At 68.8% G+C, this 15,780-nt stretch carries 15 protein-coding genes; 12 read left to right on the top strand and 3 right to left on the bottom strand.

The genetic code is table 11. From position 1 onward, the window contains the following. Nucleotides 1-24: 24 nt before the first annotated feature. The 3 genes from ROP_RS05135 (at nt 25) to ROP_RS05125 (ending at nt 3,821) form a co-directional block, all read left to right on the top strand. Nucleotides 25-648: a GNAT family N-acetyltransferase gene (locus ROP_RS05135; protein ID WP_012688279.1), complete on the top strand. Its 624-nt coding sequence runs from the start codon at nt 25-27 to the stop codon at nt 646-648. Between the two features lie 62 nt (nt 649-710). After that, entirely contained in the window at nt 711-1,724 is a 1,014-nt protein-coding gene (locus tag ROP_RS05130) for an iron-siderophore ABC transporter substrate-binding protein (protein WP_012688278.1), read from the top strand. A 48-nt stretch (nt 1,725-1,772) separates the two neighbouring features. Next, nucleotides 1,773-3,821: a S9 family peptidase gene (locus ROP_RS05125; protein ID WP_012688277.1), complete on the top strand. Its 2,049-nt coding sequence runs from the start codon at nt 1,773-1,775 to the stop codon at nt 3,819-3,821. Between the two features lie 21 nt (nt 3,822-3,842). Here the strand turns inward: ROP_RS05125 and ROP_RS05120 are convergent, their stop codons facing one another. From ROP_RS05120 to ROP_RS43170, 3 genes are all read right to left on the bottom strand, one after another. Then, nucleotides 3,843-4,103, bottom strand: coding sequence for a WhiB family transcriptional regulator (locus ROP_RS05120; protein WP_012688276.1), 261 nt, complete (start codon nt 4,101-4,103; stop codon nt 3,843-3,845). A gap of 60 nt (nt 4,104-4,163) precedes the next feature. After that, entirely contained in the window at nt 4,164-4,715 is a 552-nt protein-coding gene (locus ROP_RS05115; protein ID WP_012688275.1) for an HNH endonuclease, read from the bottom strand. Between the two features lie 63 nt (nt 4,716-4,778). Continuing rightward, nucleotides 4,779-4,919: a hypothetical protein gene (locus ROP_RS43170; RefSeq protein ID WP_158306504.1), complete on the bottom strand. Its 141-nt coding sequence runs from the start codon at nt 4,917-4,919 to the stop codon at nt 4,779-4,781. 214 nt (nt 4,920-5,133) lie between these two features. Between ROP_RS43170 and mihF the strand changes: the two genes are divergently transcribed. The 9 genes from mihF (at nt 5,134) to rplU (ending at nt 15,760) form a co-directional block, all read left to right on the top strand. Next, a complete protein-coding gene (gene mihF, locus ROP_RS05110; protein ID WP_005248100.1) occupies nt 5,134-5,445 on the top strand; it encodes an integration host factor, actinobacterial type in 312 nt (103 codons plus the stop codon). Nucleotides 5,446-5,598: 153 nt separating this feature from the next. Next, complete coding sequence (locus ROP_RS05105) at nt 5,599-6,066, top strand: SRPBCC family protein (protein ID WP_012688274.1); 468 nt, start codon at nt 5,599-5,601, stop codon at nt 6,064-6,066. 231 nt (nt 6,067-6,297) lie between these two features. Beyond that, nucleotides 6,298-6,450: a hypothetical protein gene (locus ROP_RS44000; RefSeq protein WP_231868858.1), complete on the top strand. Its 153-nt coding sequence runs from the start codon at nt 6,298-6,300 to the stop codon at nt 6,448-6,450. Between the two features lie 56 nt (nt 6,451-6,506). Beyond that, complete coding sequence (locus tag ROP_RS05095; protein WP_012688272.1) at nt 6,507-9,182, top strand: valine--tRNA ligase; 2,676 nt, start codon at nt 6,507-6,509, stop codon at nt 9,180-9,182. Then, nucleotides 9,179-10,606 (top strand): bifunctional tetrahydrofolate synthase/dihydrofolate synthase, encoded by a 1,428-nt coding sequence (folC, locus tag ROP_RS05090; protein ID WP_012688271.1) that lies wholly within the window; start codon nt 9,179-9,181, stop codon nt 10,604-10,606. Before ROP_RS05095 ends, folC begins: the two co-directional genes overlap by 4 nt. Further along, on the top strand, nt 10,603-11,013 hold the full coding sequence (locus tag ROP_RS05085) for a DUF4233 domain-containing protein (RefSeq protein ID WP_012688270.1): 411 nt from the start codon (nt 10,603-10,605) through the stop codon (nt 11,011-11,013). The genes folC and ROP_RS05085 overlap by 4 nt, the downstream gene beginning before the upstream one ends. A gap of 18 nt (nt 11,014-11,031) precedes the next feature. Next, entirely contained in the window at nt 11,032-11,451 is a 420-nt protein-coding gene (gene ndk / locus ROP_RS05080; protein WP_012688269.1) for a nucleoside-diphosphate kinase, read from the top strand. A gap of 458 nt (nt 11,452-11,909) precedes the next feature. Continuing rightward, on the top strand, nt 11,910-15,242 hold the full coding sequence (locus tag ROP_RS05075; RefSeq protein ID WP_012688268.1) for a translation initiation factor IF-2 N-terminal domain-containing protein: 3,333 nt from the start codon (nt 11,910-11,912) through the stop codon (nt 15,240-15,242). A gap of 206 nt (nt 15,243-15,448) precedes the next feature. After that, nucleotides 15,449-15,760, top strand: coding sequence for a 50S ribosomal protein L21 (gene rplU, locus ROP_RS05070; protein ID WP_005248081.1), 312 nt, complete (start codon nt 15,449-15,451; stop codon nt 15,758-15,760). Nucleotides 15,761-15,780: the final 20 nt, after the last annotated feature.

Here is a 15,780-nt window from a genome sequence, read left to right as displayed (position 1 = left end):
GCCCGCGGCCCGTACCCTCTGGGCATGGGTGTGAGCGTGCGGGCCGCGACCAAATCCGATCTTCCCGAGGTGACACGGGTCCTCGCCGACGCGTTCTTCGACGACCCCGTCATGGTGTGGATGTGGCCGGATCCCGAGCGCAGGCGGCGTGGCCTGCCCAGGCTGTTCGGGGTGGAGATCCGCCACCACCATCTCGCCGGCGGCGGCGCCGAAGTCGCCGAGGACGGTGACGGCGTGATCCGCGGCGCCGCCATGTGGGATCCGCCGGGCGGCTGGAAGCAGTCGACGTTGACTTCGCTCGTCAGCCTGCCCGGGCTGATCCGCGCGTTCGGTCCGCGACTCGGCGTCGGCGCCGCCGTGAGCGGAACCGTCGAAGACGCGCATCCGGTCGATCCCGTGCACTGGTATCTGGCGACGATCGGAACGTCGAGCGCGGGGCGGGGCGGCGGCTACGGGACGGCGCTGCTGCGGTCGCGGCTCGATCGTTGCGACGCCGAGGGGATCCCGGCGTACCTGGAGTCCAGCAAGAAGGACAACATTTCGTACTACCAGCGGTTCGGCTTCGACGTCACCGGTGAGATCCGGATTCCGGACGGTGGGCCGACATTGTGGGCGATGTGGCGGGAGCCCGTCCGCGCGAACCCTTAGGCTAAGCTCGGCAAGCCTTACCTAAGTGGCTCGAAGTACCTGGTAGACGAGAGGGTCGCCGCATGAACGTCGGACAACAGAATCTCGGCCTCAGCCGACGGGGGTTTCTCCTGGGTACCGGCGGAGCGCTGCTCGCATTCGCCGCGGCCTGCAGCAGCTCGGACGGCGACGGCAGTGGCAGCGGCAACGAGCCCTCGGGTCCCGTCGTCGCCCACAAGTACGGCGAGACCCAGGTGCCGACGAACCCGCAGCGCATCGTCAGTGTCGGCTACAACGACCAGGACACGATCCTCGCGCTCGGCGGCCCCCTGGCCGGCACGTTCGACTGGTACGGCGACTACCCCTACGGCGTGTGGCCGTGGGCGCAGGACCTGCTCGGCGACGCGAAGCCGGAGATCGTCGGCACGGCGTCCACCGGTATCGACTTCGAGAAGGTCGCGGCCGTCGCCCCGGACCTGGTGGTCGGCACCTACTCCGGCCTCACCCAGGCTCAGTACGACAAGCTCGGCGCCATCGCGCCGACGGTCGCGCAGCCCAAGGAGTTCGCCGACTACGGCGTCCCGTGGCAGGACCAGACGAGGATTCTCGGCGACGCACTCGGCAAGAAGGACAAGGCCGCCGAACTGGTGTCCGGTGTCGAGACGCAGTTCGCCGACGTCCGGGCCGCCAACCCGGCGTTCGCGGGCAAGACCGTCCTCGTCGGTGCGCTCAAGGGGCCGGGGCAGTTCGGTGTGTACGGCCCGGAGGACCCGAAGGTCCGCTTCTTCACCGAACTCGGTTTCGTGAACCCCCCTGTGACGGAACAGATCACCGGTAACTTCGCGGAGATCAGCACGGAGCAGCTGTCGCTGGCGAACGTCGACCTCCTCGTCTGGTACGCGGGCGGCGGGTACGGCGACAAGCTGCGTGCGGAACTCGACAAGACGCCGATCTATCAGGAACTCGACGTGGTGAAGGCCGGCCGCACGATCACGCTCGAGGACGCCGCCGCCGAGGCGATGGCGTGGAGCACCGTACTGAGCCTGCCGTACGCGTTGAACGAGATACCGCCGCGGGTCGCGCCCCTGCTCGCTTGAGACGCGGATGTCCGACGGGGTGCGCCCGGTTCGTGATACCAACGACTCGTGACCGCCATTCCTGAACTCCACGCCGGAACTCCTTTCGACGACCTCGACGACTATCTCGCGCTCGGTCGCGTCGGCGGCCTCGCGCTGTCGGCGGACGGGCGAAGGCTCGTCGTCGCGCAGTCGACGCTCGACGAGAAGTCGACGAAGTACGTCACCGCCCTGTGGGAGATCGATCCCACCGGTGAGTTCGCGGCACGCCGGCTCACCCGGGGCCGCACCGGGGAGTCCAACGCGACGTTCACCAGCGACGGCGACCTGCTCTTCACGTCCTCCCGGCCGACGCAGGACGAGGACGACCTTCCCGACGACCTGTGGCGACTGCCCGCGCGGGGCGGCGAGGCGGTGATCGTCGCGCGACGCGGCGGCGGCATCACCGGGGTCCGTGCGGCCCGGTGCGCCCCGCGGTTCGTCGTCACCACGGGCGTTCTGGGGAGATCCGGCGAGTCCGCCGACGACGAGCGGGTGCGCGCCGAGCGCAAGGAGAAGAAGGTCTCGGCGATCCTGCACACGGGCTACCCGATCCGCTACTGGGACCACGATCTCGGTCCGGACGTGCCGCACCTGCTGTCCGCCCCGCTGGACGCACTCGCCGAGAACGGGCAGGAGCCGCAGCTCACCGACCTCACGCCGATGCCGGGTCCGGCGCTGCGGGAGGCGAACTACGCGCTGAGCGACGACGGCGCGTTCGTCGTGACGTCGTGGACGGTTCCCGGTCCGCTGGCGTCGATCCGGAACATCCTGGTGCGCGTCGACACCGAAACGGGGGCGCGCACGGTCCTCGTCGACGACGGCGATGCCGACCTGTCGGACCCGGTGATCTCCCCGGACGGACGGCACGTCGTGTTCGCGCGGGAATCGCATGCGACACCCGACTCCGCGCCACGATTCACGCTGCACCGGTACAGCTTCGACACCGGCACCGTCACGGACGTCGCGCCCGGGTGGGACCGGTGGGCCACGTCCGTGGTCTGGCTGTCCGATGGCTCAGGTCTCCTCGTGACCGCCGACGACCGCGGACGCGCGCCGATCTTCCTCCTCCGCGACGGCGCGGACCCCGCACCGGTCACGACCGACGACTCCGCATACACCGACCTGCAGGTCGCCCCGGACGGGTCCACGGTGTTCGCGCTGCGGGCGTCCTACGCGGCGCCGCCGCATCCGGTGCGCATCGACATCACCACCGGCGCCGTGTCGCTGCTGAAGGCGCCCGCGGACCTCCCCGAACTTCCCGGCACGCTGACGGAGGTCGAGACGGTCGCCGCGGACGGCGCCGTGGTGCGCGCGTGGCTCGCGGTGCCGACCGGCGCCTCCGCCCACGCGCCGGTGCCGCTCGCGCTGTGGGTGCACGGCGGCCCCCTGGGTTCGTGGAATACCTGGTCCTGGCGGTGGAACCCGTGGCTTCTGGTGGCGCGAGGATACGCCGTGCTGCTGCCGGACCCCGCCCTGTCCACCGGCTACGGGCAGGAGTTCGTCGAGCGGGGCTGGGGCAAGTGGGGCAAGGCGCCGTTCACCGATCTCATGTCGATCACCGACGCCGCGGTGGCGCTGCCGGAGATCGACGAGAAGCGCACCGCGGCGATGGGCGGATCGTTCGGCGGATACATGGCCAACTGGATCGCCGGGCACACCGACCGGTTCAAGGCGATCGTCACCCACGCGAGCCTGTGGGCGCTGGACCAGTTCGGCCCCACCACCGACGCCGCCTGGTACTGGCAGCGGGAGATGACCCCCGAGATGGCGGTGGAGAACTCGCCGCACCTGTACGTGGCGGACATCGTGACCCCCATGCTGGTCATCCACGGCGACAAGGACTTTCGCGTCCCGATAGGCGACGGGCTGCGGCTGTGGTTCGAGCTGCTGTCGGAGTCGGGGTTGCCCGCGGACGACGAGGGGGTCACCGACCACCGCTTCCTCTACTTCCCCGACGAGAACCACTGGATCCTCACTCCGCAGAACGCGAAGGTCTGGTACCAGGTGGTGCTGTCGTTCCTCTCGGAGCACGTGCGGGGCGAGGACGTCGCGCTGCCCGAGATCCTGGGCCGGTAGCCGGGGCCGCGCGCGGCGGATTCACGTCCGCTTCTCGCGCCCCCGATCGAATTCCTTGCCACCCCACACACCGGTCTGACCGGTGGCCCTGGCGAACAGCTCGCAGCGCGTCCGCAGTGCGCAGTGATGACAGACGTCGCGCGCGTACGCGAAATCCTCTGTCGGAAACGGGAACCACCGGTCCGGCTCGGGGTCTGCACGGCACGCGGCGTTCACCCAGCCCGCCGGATCGTCGGAGGCGGGCAGCAGCGTGGACAGGGATGTGTCCAGGACGTCGGTCATCGGTAATCTCCCCTTCCCGGGAGAAGGTCGGTCGGTAAGGCGGGTGCGGAGGTCTCGCGGCTAGACCGCCGCGAGATCCCTCCAGATCTGCCGCTGCGCCTTTTCGATGTGCCGGGGCGCCTTCGGCTCCCAGAGGAGCGGCATTCCCGCCTCCTCCGGTGTGCGGTCGGCCTTCCTCTGGTTGCAGGGGACGCAGCAGGCCACGAGGTTGGCCCACGTGTTCGGGCCGCCGCGGCTCCTCGGCAGCACGTGATCGATGGTCGTCGCGACCGGCTCGGCGCAGTAGCCGCAACGATTGCGGTCGCGCCGGAACACGCCCGCGAACGTCGCGCGGCTGCTGTCGGTCACCAGCACGGAGTGCTGGACGTAGACGTAGCGCAGCAGACGAATGGTCTGCGGCAGCCTGATCTCGACGTGTTGCGAGCGAATCGGGAACGGAGGCTCCCGATCCGCGACCGTCTCGGCCGCGCCGACGCTGATCAGCACGACGGCGCGCTCCGCGGGAATCTCGCAGAGGGCTTCGTACGTCACATTGAGGACCAGCACATCCGCGCGCGACCAGTTGCGGGCGTCGAGGGTGCTACCGGGTGGGTTAGGGGAGAAGTGCCTCACGGGAGATCTCGGTTCTGTCGTCGGTTCGCGGCGGAGGGGGCACGCCGGGCGACGGCAGTCGAGTCAGGCGTGTCGGGCGGAGCGGTGGGTCTTCGGGGCGGGCATGATCCCGCGTTCGCCCTGCCGGCCGGCGGGGAAGAAGGAGGCGGCACCCGTACGTGACCGCTGCAAGCGGGCTGCGTGGGATGTGGGCAGTGCGCGCATCGCTACTTCCTTCCTGAACTCGACGTGTGAACCGATCGGAACACGTCGAGCATGGCACACCGCCGCGCCCCCGTCCTGGCATTTTTCGCGCCGCGGGACCCGCGAACAGGGGCCCTTCGAATCGGACAGGATGCGCGACACGTCCGATGGATGCGGTGAAGTGGCCGTTCAATCGCTACGGTGTTCGATACGTACCCCGAATGAAGGAGACATCGTGGCACTTCCCCAGCTCACTGACGAACAGCGGGCAGCAGCTCTCGAGAAGGCCGCCGCCGCTCGTAAGGCACGCGCAGAGCTCAAGGACAAGCTCAAGTCCGGTGACATCACCCTCAAGCAGGTCCTGTCCAAGGCAGATGTCGACGACATCATCGGAAAGACCAAGGTCAGCGCCATCCTCGAAGCCCTGCCGAAGATCGGCAAGGTCAAGGCCCAGGAGATCATGGCCAACCTCGAGATCGCGCCGACCCGTCGCCTCCGTGGCCTCGGTGACCGTCAGCGCGACGCCCTGCTGGCGCACTTCAGCTGACACGTTTCCCGGGTGCCCGCCCCACGCCGTCCGGCGTCGGGGTGGGCACCCGGATGCGTTTTCCGCTCCACCTTTCGATCGAGTGCAACCTGAGGGTTGCGCAAGCAAGCGCAGATATGCAACCGTGGGGTAGCACATTGTCGAGAGGTGAGGATGATCATGAGCGTTCCGGAAGCGTCCCAGGACAGGATCGAGCGCGAGATCCACATCGACGCCCCCATCGAGCGGGTGTTCCGGCTGGTGAGTGAACCCGGCTGGTTCATCGGCGACGGAGATCCCGGCAAGACCACCACCACGCGCGAGGGTGACGTCTTCGTCGTGGAGTTCCCCCCGTACGGGCGCTTTCCGATTCTTCCGGTGAAGTCCGACGCACCCCACCACGTCTCGTTCCGTGGCGGAGACGATCCCGCGCGGCCCCTCGTGGAGGGCACGTCCACTCTGGTCGAGTTCTTCCTGTCCGAGCGGGACGGCGGCACCCTCCTGCGCGTCGTCGAGTCGGGATTCGCCGCCATGTACCCGAGCGCCGAGCGTCGCGCCTCCGCACTCGAGGGCAATATCGAAGGCTGGGAGATGCAACTCGCGTTCGCCAAGCGGGACGCCGAAGGCGGCCGGGGCGAATAATCTCGGCGGCAGATGTGTCGACCTCGCTGACCGCAGTCGGGGGTTGCGGTCAGCGGGTCGGTGCGCCGCCGGTTCCGGCAGGCACGCCCGGATAGTCGTCGGGTCACGGCATTTCGTTACCACCGGCGCGCCGGTCGTCGTGTCGCCGCCGATCGGCGGGGGTTTCGATGCATACTCGACATTCTCGAGTGGTTGCCGCATCGGATGCGGCAGACGAACCGGAGGAATCCCTTGAACGACCACCACGTGCAGCTCTTCTCCGAGCTGCACAGCACCGCAGGATCCCAGGCAAGCGGAGAGGACGCCGGCGAGGCGCTGCGTCCCGTCGACCCGGAGCACCGCACCGCCACCGAGGTGCACCGCGCGCTGTTCAGCGACCAGTAGCGGGGCCGCACGGTAGCCCCGTCGTGGGTCGCCGGTGCGTTCATTAGACTCGACGGGTGACCAGTGCAGCTCCAGAAAATCCCCAGAACCGTGCCGATGCCCTCCCGAAGAGCTGGGACCCCAGTTCCGTCGAGGACGATCTGTATCAGGGCTGGGTAGACGCCGGTTACTTCCGCGCGGACCCCCACAGTGACAAGCCGGGGTACTCCATCGTCCTGCCGCCGCCGAACGTGACCGGCAGCCTGCACATGGGTCACGCTCTCGACCACACGTTGATGGACGCACTGAGCCGCCGCAAGCGGATGCAGGGCTACGAGGTGCTGTGGCTGCCGGGCATGGACCATGCCGGCATCGCGACGCAGACCGTGGTCGAGAAGCAGCTCGCCGTCGACGGCAAGACGAAGGAAGACTTCGGCCGCGAGCTGTTCATCGACAAGGTGTGGGACTGGAAGCGCGAGTCCGGTGGCACCATCGGCGGCCAGATGCGCCGCATCGGTGACAGCGTCGACTGGAGCCGCGACCGCTTCACCATGGACGACGGGCTCTCCCGCGCCGTCCAGACCATCTTCAAGCGCATGTACGACGACGGTCTGATCTACCGGGCCGAGCGACTCGTCAACTGGTCGCCCGTGCTGCAGACCGCGATCTCCGACATCGAGGTGAAGTTCGAGGACGTCGAGGGCGAGCTGGTCTCCCTGCGGTACGGCTCCCTGAACGACGACGAACCGCACGTCGTGGTCGCCACCACCCGTGTCGAGACGATGCTCGGCGACACCGCCGTCGCCGTCCATCCCGACGACGAGCGGTACAGGCACCTGATCGGGACGACGCTCGAACACCCCTTCACCGGGCGCGACATCCCGATCATCGCGGACGAGTACGTCGACCCCGAATTCGGCACCGGCGCCGTCAAGATCACGCCGGCGCACGACCCCAACGACTTCGAGATGGGCCTGCGGCACAACCTGCCGATGCCCACCATCATGGACAAGACCGGCAAGATCGCCGACACGGGAACGCAATTCGACGGTCTCGACCGCTTCGAGGCGCGGGTCAAGGTGCGGGAAGCGCTCGCCGAGCAGGGACGCGTGGTCGCCGAGAAGCGGCCCTACCTGCACAGCGTCGGGCATTCCGAGCGCACCGGGGAGTCCATCGAGCCTCGCCTGTCGCTGCAGTGGTGGGTGAAGGTCGAGTCCCTGGCCAAGGCGGCGGGTGACGCGGTCCGCAACGGTGACACCGTCATTCACCCGGCAAGTCAGGAACCGCGATGGTTCGCGTGGGTCGACGACATGCACGACTGGTGCATCTCGCGTCAGCTGTGGTGGGGTCACCGGATCCCGATCTGGTACGGCCCCGACGGCGAGGTCGCGTGCTTCGGACCGGACGAGACCGCGCCCGAGGGCTGGGTGCAGGACCCGGACGTCCTCGACACCTGGTTCTCCTCCGGGCTGTGGCCGTTCTCGACCATGGGCTGGCCGGAGAAGACGCCGGAGCTGGAGAAGTTCTATCCCACAAGCGTTCTCGTCACGGGCTACGACATCCTGTTCTTCTGGGTGGCGCGGATGATGATGTTCGGCACGTACGTGTCGGAGGACGACGCCATCTCCGGCGGCAAGTCCGGACCGCAGATGCCGTTCGACGACGTGTTCCTGCACGGCCTCGTTCGCGACCAGTTCGGCAAGAAGATGTCGAAGTCGCGGGGCAACGGCATCGACCCCCTCGACTGGGTCGACCGTTTCGGCGCCGACGCTCTCCGCTTCACGCTGGCCCGCGGCGCCAACCCCGGCAGCGACCTGTCCGTCGGCGAGGATCACGCGCAGTCGTCCCGGAACTTCGCGACCAAGCTGTTCAACGCGACCAAGTTCGCCCTCATGAACGGCGCCGCGCCGGCGCCGCTGCCCGGACGCGGCGAACTGACCGACGCGGACCGGTGGATCCTCGACCGTCTCGACCAGGTGCGCGGCGATGTCGACACCGCCTTCGACCGGTACGAGTTCAGCAAGGCCTGCGAGGCGCTGTTCCACTTCGCGTGGGACGAGGTCTGCGACTGGTACCTGGAACTGGCCAAGGTGCAGTTCGCCGAGAACGACACCGTCGCGGCGAACACGAGGGCAGTGCTCGGCAACGTCCTCGATGCGCTGCTGCGACTGCTCCACCCGGTCATCCCGTTCGTCACGGAAACCCTGTGGAAGGCGCTCACCGGCGGCGAGTCCGTCGTCGTGGCGCAGTGGCCGCAGGCGGGAGAGGTCGCCGCGGATGTGGTTGCGGCGCAGCGTGTCGAGGACATGCAGCGGCTGGTGACCGAGGTGCGCCGGTTCCGCAGCGACCAGGGTCTCAAGCCGTCGCAGCGGGTGCCCGCACGGATCAGCGGGATCACCGAGGCCGATCTGGACACGCAGCTCGCCGCGGTCACGTCGCTGGCCCGGCTGACGGACCCGGAGGACGGGTTCGCCGCGTCGGCGTCGGTGGAGGTCCGCCTGAGCAAGGCGACCGTCACCGTCGACCTCGACACGTCCGGCAACGTCGACCTCGGCGCCGAGAAGGCACGGCTGGAGAAGGACCTCGCGGCCGCGCAGAAGGAACTCGCCGGGACCACCGCGAAACTCTCCAACGAGGCGTTCCTCGCGAAGGCTCCCGACGCCGTCAAGGACAAGATCCGGACGCGTCAGCAGATTGCGACAGAAGAAATCGAACGCATCACCAAGCGACTGAAGGAGCTGGAAGGCGCGTGAGCTCGCCCGACTTCACGCCGGAGGAAGTCAGCCCCGTCGACCTCGCGGAGTTGACGCTGGTCGAGGCGGAACTCGACCGGCGGTGGCCCGAGACGAAGATCGAGCCGTCGCTGAGCCGGATCGCGGCGCTGATGGACATCCTCGGATCCCCCCAGCACGGGTACCCGGCGATCCACGTCACCGGCACCAACGGCAAGACGTCGGTGACGCGGATGATCGACGCGCTGCTCACCGCGCTGCACCGGCGCACGGGCCGCACCACCAGCCCGCACCTGCAGCTCGCCACCGAGCGGATCAGCATCGACGGACGCCCGGTGTCGCCGCGCCGCTACGTCGACACGTACCGGGAGATCGAACCGTACGTGCAGATGATCGACCAGCAGTCGCAGGCCGCGGGCGGCCCGGCGATGAGCAAGTTCGAGGTGCTCACCGCGATGGCGTACGCCGCGTTCGCGGAGGCGCCCGTCGACGTCGCCGTCGTCGAGGTGGGCCTCGGCGGGCGTTGGGACGCAACCAATGTCATCGACGGGCAGATCGCGGTGATCACCCCGATCAGCCTCGATCACGCGGAGTATCTCGGCGACGACCTCGCCGGGATCGCGCAGGAGAAGGCCGGCATCATCAAGAAGGGTCGCGAGGACGCTCTCGTGCCCCGCGACACGGTCGCCATCCTCGCCGAACAGACGCCCGAAGTGATGGACGTGCTGCTTCGCCGTGCCGTCGAGGTGGATGCCGCGGTCGCGCGGGAGGGCTCCGAATTCACGGTGCTCGCCCGGCAGATCGCCGTCGGCGGCCAGCAGCTCGAACTCCAGGGCCTCGGCGGGATCTACACCGACATCTTCCTGCCCCTGCACGGGGAGCATCAGGCGCGTAACGCGTCGCTCGCGCTCGCGGCCGTCGAGGCGTTCTTCGGTGCCGGGCCGGAGCGCCAGCTCGACCAGGACGCGATCCGGGAGGGGTTCGCCTCGGTCGTCAATCCCGGCCGGCTCGAACGCGTGCGCAACGCCCCGACCGTCTTCCTCGACGCCGCGCACAACCCGGACGGGGCCCGTGCGCTCGCCGCCGCGCTGACCGCCGAATTCGACTTCCGCAAACTCGTCGGCGTCGTCAGCGTGATGGGGGACAAGGACGTCGACGGCATCCTGTCGGCGCTGGAACCGGTGTTCGACGAGCTCGTGGTGACGCACAACGGTTCGGCGCGGGCCATGGACGTCGAGGACCTCGCCAATCTCGCGGTCGCCAAATTCGGCGACGAACGCGTCGTGGTGGCGCCGACCCTCGCGGACGCCCTGGAAACGGCCATCGGACTTGCCGAGGAGGTCGCCGAGCCCGGTGAGGCAGTATCGGGGGCGGGCGTCGTGGTCACCGGATCAGTCGTGACCGCCGGTGCGGCCCGCACCCTCTTCGGAAAGGACCCAGCGTGAGCGAGCAGGACCCCCGTGCTTCGGAACCGGAGTTCGGCCCGCCGACCAAGGACCCGTGGAAGGGCTTCCGCGGCGTGGTCGCGGGATCCCTGATCCTGGAAGCGATCGTGGTGCTTCTCGCCCTGCCGGTGGTCGCGACGGTCGGCGGCGGACTCACCTGGTGGTCGGGAACGTACCTGGTGGGGCTCGCGGTGCTCATGATCCTCGGGGCCGGCCTGCAGGGCCGCCCGTGGGCGATGAAGTACAACCTGTTGCTGCAGGTGGGGCTGCTGCTCGGATTCTTCGTCCACGTGTCGATCGGTTCGGTCGGAGTGGTCTTCGCGATCCTGTGGGGCTACCTCCTGTACTTCCGCCGGAATGTGCGTCAGCGAATGGAGCGGGGCCTGCTGCCGGGGCAGCGCGGCTGACCATTTAGGCTGTGCGCCGTGACTGAGCGCACCCTTGTACTGATCAAGCCCGATGCCGTTGCCCGCGGATATGTAGGAGAAATTCTCGGTCGTATCGAGCGGAAGGGCCTGACGATCTCCGCCCTCGAGCTGCGCACCGCTCCCGGCGACATCGCCGCCGCCCACTACGCCGAGCACGAAGGCCGCCCGTTCTACCCCGGCCTGCTGGAGTTCATCACGGGCGGCCCGCTCGTCGCGGCCGTCCTGGAAGGTCCCCGGGCGATCGCGGCGTTCCGCCAGCTCGCCGGCGGCACCGACCCGGTCGAAAAGGCTGTTCCGGGGACGATTCGCGGAGATTTCGGGCTCGAAGCCCAGGAGAACCTCGTCCACGGCTCCGACTCCGTCGAGTCCGCCGAGCGCGAGATCGCGCTCTGGTTCCCCCAGTTCGCCGCTAACTGACCCACCCTCTCCACCCACCCCTCAATCCCCCGACCTGCCCTCCGGGCCGGCGGCGCCATCGCGAACGGAACATGTTCCAGAACGATACGTGCGCCGCTGGCACGGACCGCGGCACACGTGTGGGATACTGAGGGTGGTCGGACCGCAATTTGTGCACCACGTGGCTTCGACCGGATGACACCACGGCTCGATGCCCTTCATCGCTGCCCCTGCGTCAACAGGAAATACCTGGGCGTATCGGCACGCTGGATGATCAGGCGCTCGCACCGCGGACCACGGCCATCCGCAAGGCACTACATGGGTGTGCAGTGAAAACGGACACTGCACGCGCTGTGTGGAGCGAGACCAGACAATCTCGCGCTCACATCTGGGGCGCGAGTACACATACTGCGCCCTCGCGTGGCCGCGTGACATTCCCAGACAGGGGAGTGGACGCGCCCGGGGGCTGAGGAGACTACGTGGCCGATCAAGCGCCGCCCACAAATTCAGAGCCGAACGATACGGCCACCGCCGGGAGCGCGGTTCCCGCTCTTCCGGAGAAAATTCGCGTTCACGCCCTCGCGAAGTTGCTCGGCGTGACGAGCAAGCAGGTCATCGCCGAGGCCGCGGCCCTCGGTTTGGAACTGCGCAGCGCGCAGTCGAGCCTGCAACGCGACATCGCCGAGCGGGTGTATGCCGGATTCACCGCTGCGGAAACCGCACCTGCCGAGTCTGCGGAGACCGCTCCTCCCGAGTCGGCCGCCGAGGCTGCACCGGAAGCGCCGGCCCCGGCCGCGGAGACGGTTGCCGAGGTCGCTCCGGAGCCGGTTGCGGCTCCCCAGGCCGCCGAGGAAGCCCCCGCCGAGGAAGCCCCTGCCGCGGAGAGCCCGGAACCCGTCGCCGAGGAGGCCGCGGTTTCCGAACCCGACCTCGGGCACCTGTTCACCACCGCCGACTTCCCGGCCGAGTCGCCCGCTGCCGAGGAGCCCGCCGAGACTCCCGCCGTTTCCCAGGTCCCGCTCTTCCTGCAGCCCGACCTCGCGGCGGTCGAGACGCCGCCGCGTCGCCGGCGCAGTCGCCGGGACGCCGGAACGCCCGAACCCACCACCGAGCAGCCGCCCGTCGCCGAGTCGCGCGAGGACGTCGCCGAGCCCGCGAAGGCCGCGGACACCGGAACCGCCGACACCGAATCGGACGAGTCCGACGTCGACGGCGATCAGCCGCGCCGTCGCCGTCGCGGCCGCCGTGGCCGTGGCCGCGGACGGGGTGAGCAGCCGAACGAGCAGGACACCGATACCGACACCGAGGGTGCCGAGGCCGAGGAGTCCGCGCGCGAGGACAAGGGCCGCGAAGAGAAGGGTGCGGAGACACCGAGCCGGGAGCCCGAAGAGCCGAAGAAGGAGTCCGAGGAGAAGCCCGCGGACGCCGAGCAGGCGGAAGCGGAGTCCGGGGACGAAGAGACCGGTGAGGGTGACTCCGACGGTTCGAGCCGTCGCCGCCGCCGTCGCCGCCGTCGCAAGTCCGGTGGCGAGGGGTCGGGAGACGCCACGTCCGAGGACGATCCGCCGAACACCGTCGTGCATGAGCGTGAGCCTCGCAACAAGAGCCGCTCGAAGGACGAGGTCCAGGGCATCACCGGTTCGACACGGCTCGAGGCGAAGCGTCAGCGCCGCCGCGACGGCCGCGATGCCGGCCGCCGCAGGCCTCCGATCCTCACGGAATCGGAGTTCCTGGCGCGCCGCGAGGCCGTCGACCGCGTCATGGTCGTGCGCGACCGCGTCGTCTCCGGGCAGCCGCATGCGACGACGCAGGTCGCCGTGCTCGAGGACGGTGTCCTCGTCGAACACTTCGTGACCACGTCGGCGTCGGCCTCGATGGTCGGCAACGTGTACCTCGGACGCGTCCAGAACGTGCTGCCCAGCATGGAAGCGGCGTTCATCGACATCGGCCGCGGCCGGAACGGCGTGCTGTACGCCGGCGAGGTCAATTGGGAGGCCGCCGGGCTCGGTGGCAACTCCCGCAAGATCGAGCAGGCGCTCAAGCCCGGCGACCAGGTGCTGGTCCAGGTCAGCAAGGACCCGGTCGGGCACAAGGGTGCGCGGCTGACCACGCAGATCAGCCTCGCAGGCCGCTTCCTCGTCTACGTGCCGGGCGGCACGTCCACCGGAATCAGCCGCAAGCTGCCCGACACGGAACGCAAACGCCTCAAGGACATCCTGCGCGACATCGTGCCCTCGGACGCCGGAGTCATCATCCGGACCGCGTCGGAGGGTGTGAGCGAAGAGGAACTCGCCCGCGACGTGACGCGCCTGCAGGAGCAGTGGGCCGGGATCGAGGCGCAGGCCGCGAAGGCGGAGTCCGGTAAGTCCGGCAACCCGCAGGCCCTCTACGAGGAGCCCGACCTCCTCGTGAAGGTCATCCGCGATCTGTTCAACGAGGACTTCTCCAAGCTCGTGATCGAGGGCGAGAAGGCCTGGTCGACGGTCGAGTCGTACATCCAGTCCGTCGCTCCCGATCTCATGCCGAGGTTGAAGCAGCACACGTCGGACAACGGTGTCGACGTCTTCGAAGCGCACCGCATCGACGAGCAGCTGGCGAAGGCGCTCGATCGTAAGGTCTGGCTGCCGTCCGGCGGCACGCTCGTGATCGACCGCACCGAGGCCATGACCGTGGTCGATGTCAACACCGGCAAGTTCACCGGTGCCGGCGGAAACCTCGAGGAGACCGTGACCCGGAACAACCTCGAAGCCGCCGAGGAGATCGTCCGGCAGATGCGCCTGCGGGACATCGGCGGCATGATCGTCGTCGACTTCATCGACATGGTGCTCGAGTCGAACCGCGACCTGGTGCTGCGACGTCTGACGGAGGCGCTGGGCCGGGACCGCACGCGTCACCAGGTGTCCGAGGTGACGTCGCTCGGGCTCGTGCAGATGACCCGGAAGAAGCTGGGCACCGGCCTGGTCGAGGCGTTCTCGACCACGTGCGAGCACTGCCACGGCCGCGGCATCATCGTCCACGCCGAACCGATCGAGGTGAAGACGTCCGAGGACGCCGGTGCACGCGGGTCGTCCCGCGGCGGCGACTCCGGAGGCTCCCGCAAGAAGCGAGGACGCGACAAGTCGTCGGGTGGGGACACCTCGCAGGGTTCCGCGCACGAGGAGACCCCGGCGGTGGACGCCACCGTGAAGCGGGCTCACCCGGTCGCTCTCGCGATGGCACACCACCATCACGAGGAGGAGACTCGCGCCGCCGAGACTCCGGCCGCGGGCAAGGACCTGCCCGGGATCGAGGAGGCCGTGGCCGAGGCGCCCGCAGCGGTGGCTGCGGAAGCCGTCGTGGCACCCGAGGCCGAGGTAGCTGTCGTCGAAGAGGCTGTCGTCGAGGTAGCCGTCGAAGCCGTGGCCGAGGCGCCCGTCGTCGAGGCGGCACCGGCCGAAGAGGCTCCGGTCGAGGCGGCTTCGGTCGCCGAGACCCCGGAACCCGTCGTGGAGCGCGCACCAGAGCCCGCACCGGAACCCGAACCCGCTCCGGAGCCGGTGGCCCCGACGCGGCGCAGGAGCCGGCGGGTGTCGAGGGCGGCGGCAGCGCCGGTGTCCGAAACCCCGAGCGCCGGGACCGTGTTCGTGATTCCGACGCCGGAGCCCGGCGCGGAGCACGCGCCGGAACCGGAGCCGGCCATGTCGGCTTCGACCGCGCACGGACCGGCGGCGTCCTCGCCGGACGGCGCAGATCCGCAGGCAGCGCCGCGCAAGCCGCGGCGTCGACGGGCCGCGGCCCGTCCCGCAGGCCCGCCGGTCGACGCCGACCACTGACGAGGAAGCGCGGGAGGGCAATCGACGCCGGTTTGTACGGAACGGTTGCCTTCCTGTAACCTTGACCAGTCGCTACTCGGCGATGAAGGTCAGCTGTGCCCTCACCTGTGAAGGCTGCGCGATCTCGACCGAGCTAGCCGTCACACCAGACCAGTCGCGCACACCGTGGCGCGAGCAAGTTCGAAGAAGCAAGGGGTAGCCCTCCGATGGCAACGTACGCGATCGTCAAGACCGGCGGAAAGCAGTACAAGGTCGCTGTTGGTGACCTCGTCAAGGTCGAGAAGATCGAGGGTGAGCCCGGCACTGCTGTCTCGCTTGCTCCCGTTCTCGTCGTCGACGGATCCGATCTGACGACCGACGCCGACAAGCTGGCCAAGATCTCGGTCACGGGTGAGGTCGTCGAGCACACCAAGGGCCCGAAGATCCGGATCCACAAGTTCAAGAACAAGACCGGCTACCACAAGCGTCAGGGCCACAGGCAGAAGCTGACGGTCCTCAAGGTCACCGGCATCAAGTAGCTAGAGCTTCAGAGCTGATT

This window comes from Rhodococcus opacus B4 (genome assembly GCF_000010805.1).
GTDB classification, from domain to species: Bacteria; Actinomycetota; Actinomycetes; order Mycobacteriales; family Mycobacteriaceae; genus Rhodococcus_F; species Rhodococcus_F opacus_C.
Note: the sequence above shows the minus strand (reverse complement) of the source record. Positions and strands in the feature narration are given on the sequence as shown.